The sequence below is a fragment of the Cupriavidus sp. HPC(L) genome (assembly GCF_000307735.3).
GTDB lineage: Bacteria > Pseudomonadota > Gammaproteobacteria > Burkholderiales > Burkholderiaceae > Cupriavidus.
On sequence record NZ_AMPR02000276.1, the window covers coordinates 1 to 3,327 of the forward strand.

The 3,327-nt window shown below is 68.9% G+C and carries 3 protein-coding genes; all 3 read left to right on the plus strand.

All coding sequences use genetic code 11. From position 1 onward, the window contains the following. The first annotated feature begins 117 nt into the window (after window positions 1-117). A complete protein-coding gene (locus B551_RS15495; RefSeq protein ID WP_006577297.1) occupies window positions 118-1,728 on the plus strand; it encodes a glycerol-3-phosphate dehydrogenase/oxidase in 1,611 nt (536 codons plus the stop codon). A 68-nt stretch (window positions 1,729-1,796) separates the two neighbouring features. Beyond that, window positions 1,797-2,177, plus strand: coding sequence for an MliC family protein (locus B551_RS15500; protein WP_023264471.1), 381 nt, complete (start codon window positions 1,797-1,799; stop codon window positions 2,175-2,177). 93 nt (window positions 2,178-2,270) lie between these two features. Further along, complete coding sequence (locus B551_RS15505) at window positions 2,271-2,654, plus strand: hypothetical protein (RefSeq protein WP_006577295.1); 384 nt, start codon at window positions 2,271-2,273, stop codon at window positions 2,652-2,654. Window positions 2,655-3,327 lie beyond the last annotated feature (673 nt).

The following is a 3,327-nucleotide window of genomic DNA, read 5'->3' on the forward strand; positions in this document are numbered from 1 at the left end:
GGCGCGCGACGACGCGGCGCCGGCCAATGCGGCATCGGCCAATGCCCCGTCGGCCAGTTGAGCCCGCGCCCTCGAACCGTCTTACCCACCGATCCGATTCGCACCGCTTTCCTTGCCATGCAGACACCCAACCCTACCCTGCCCCCGGATCGCGCGGCGCTGCTCGCCACGCTGGAGCGCGAGCGCCGCTGGGACGTGATCGTGATCGGGGGCGGCGCGACCGGACTCGGCACCGCGGTCGATGCCGCCTCGCGCGGCTACCGCACGCTGCTGCTGGAGGCCGCCGACTTCGCCAAGGGCACCTCGAGCAAGGCCACCAAGCTGGTGCACGGCGGCGTGCGTTACCTGGCCCAGGGCAATATCGGGCTGGTGCGCGAGGCGCTGCAGGAGCGCGGCATGCTGGCCCGCAACGCGCCGCACCTGGTGTGGCCGCTGGGCTTCGTGGTGCCCGCCTATCAGCTGTTCGACCAGCCCTTCTACGGCATCGGCCTGAAGGTCTACGACATGCTGGCCGGCAGCCGCAACCTGATGGACAGCCGCTGGCTCAACCACCAGCAGGCACTGGACGCGGCGCCGACGCTGGCCGAGCATGTCGGCGGCCGGCCGCTGCGCGGCGCGAACCTGTATTTCGACGGCCAGTTCGACGACGCGCGCCTCGCGATCGCGCTGATGCGCACGCTGTTCGATCTGGGCGGTGTCGCGCTGAACTATGCCCGCGTGACCGGTCTCGTGATGCAGGCGGGCCTGGTCGGCGGCGTCACGGTGCGCGACGAGCTCGGCGATGCCGAACTGACGCTGCATGCCGAATGCGTGATCAATGCCACCGGCGTCTGGGTCGACGCGGTAAGGCGCATGGAGGACGAGCGCGCGCAGATGATGGTCGCGCCCAGCCAGGGCGTACACCTGACGCTGCCGCGCAGCTTCCTGCCCGGCGATCGCGCGATCCTGGTGCCCAAGACCGACGACGGCCGCGTGCTCTTCCTGGTACCCTGGAACGGCCATACGATCGTCGGCACCACCGACACGCCGCGCCGTGACCTGCCGCTGGAGCCGCGCGCCGAGGACGACGACGTCGACTTCATCCTGGAGACCGCCGCGCGCTATCTGTCGCGCGATCCCACCCGCGACGATGTCACCAGCGTCTGGGCCGGCTTGCGCCCGCTGGTCAAGGCGACCGGCGAAAACTCGACCGCCTCGCTGTCGCGCGAGCACACGATCGTGGTCTCGAAGGCGGGCCTGATCACCGTGACCGGCGGCAAATGGACCACCTACCGCAAGATGGCCGAGGATGTCATCGACACCGCGATTCGGCGCCAGATGCTGCGCGCCGCGCCCTGCGTGACCGCCGACCTGCCGCTGCATGGCGCGGGCGCATGGGCCGGCCAGCAGGCCAACCTGAACGCGCCGGACCGCTACTATGGCGGCGATCTGGGCCTGCTGCGCAGCCTGCCCGGCGCGGACAACGTCATCGCGCCCGAATCCGGCCTGACCGAGGCCCATGTCCGTTTCGCCGCCCGCTATGAACTGGCGCGCAAGGTCGAGGACGTGGTCGCGCGCCGCAATCGCCTGCTGTTCCTCGACGCGCGCGCGGCCGACGCGGTGGCTCCGCGCGTGGCCGCGATCCTCGCGGAAGAACTGGGCCACGACGCCGCCTGGCAACAAGCGGAGGTGGACAGCCTGCGCGGCCTCGCGGCGAGCTATCGTCTCGATGCCGGCGCGGGACGGTGAGCGTCATGCGCGGGCGCGCCTCCTGATCGATTGCCCCTGGACCGTCTCCCCCGCAGGAACCCACCGACATGGCCAAGCCCCTCCCCTTTCGCCGCGCCGCGCTGATGGCCTGGGCCGCGCTGCTCGCGGCCGCCTCGTTCACCGCGCCCGCACAGGCCCGCCCCGGCATCGACGGCGTGCGCTTCGACCCACCGATCACCGTGCATTACCGCTGCGACGACGACAAACGGCTGACCGCACGCTATTTCAACAGTGCCGACAACCAGATCGCGATCCTGCGGCTCGACGGCAAGCCGCTGCTGTTCGTCACCGTCCTCAGCGCGTCCGGGGCACGCTACGCGCATGGCCAGCACGTCTGGTGGACCAAGGGCGACGAGGCCATGCTGCAGGACGCCACGCAGGGCGAAAACGCGCCCCCGGTCTACGCGAACTGCCGCGCGCAACGATAGGCGCGCCGCGCCAGTCCGCGAGGGATTGGTGAATGGTGGGCGGGACCATGGTGTCCGAGCGATAATGCGGGTCATCGAATCAGGGAGAACACCATGGACGAGATAGACGATCTGTCCGATCTGCCGATGCCCCGCTTCATCTGGGGCTTCGCCATCGCCACCGGCAAGGGGGGCGAAGTGATGCACGACGAATTCGAGTATCTGACCCATACCCGCAGCCCGCGCTTCACCTGCCGCGTGGTCGAGCTGGAGGACATGCCGACCGAGAGCGACGACTCCGACATCGACGGCCGCATCGTCCACTACGACGATCCCGCGCGCCTGTTCTACATCACCGATGCAGGCATGGCGCTGGTCAATTTCGAGCTGTTCGACAAGCTGCCGGACCGCCAGAAGCTGAAGAAGGTCTGCGACGAGGCCATCCGCAACTGGATGATCCGGCGCGACTTCCTCGACAGCGAGGACGACGAGGATTGAGCGGGCACGGTGCGCATTGATGCAGCGCACCGATATGCAGCGCCCATGCGGGCAGCCCGTCGGACAGCCGGTCGGCCCAGTCCTACAAGCCTAGCGGAGGGGTCCCGACAGTAGGCCCCGGCCGCGCTCCCTATAGTGAAGCCATGGAGTTCACGACAAGGAGCGAAACCATGCCTTATATCCTCGCCTGGTTGCTGGGTGTACCCGCCTTCGTGCTGGTCCTGATCTGGCTGTTCGCGCACTGATCCCCGGGCATGGCCGGCGGCTTCCGCGACGGTCCGCGCGACCCTCTCGCCGTCGGCCACGCCCCAATGTGGCAACGATCCAACGTCCGCCCCCAAGGCGGACGTTTTTGTTGCGCCCGCGGTCTGCGCGAGCGGACGGCGTGCGACATTGGTGTAGACTCCGCCCGACAAGGCGCATCGTATTGCACAGAGCGCCGCCCCCGCCGCAGCTACCGAGGGGAACCTGGCCAGACGGACGCACAGCGGGCGTTCACCGTTTATTTGGCATTGATGACGAGGATCGATTCGACTGTCGCCACGCCGCGCCGGCGTGGCGCCATGCTGACCACGGCATGGCTTCTGGCCGCGATGGCATTGCCGCCGGCCCACTCCCAACCCGCCTCCCCCAATCCTGCAGTCGAAGGTCCGAGCAGCAATGGCGGCGCCAC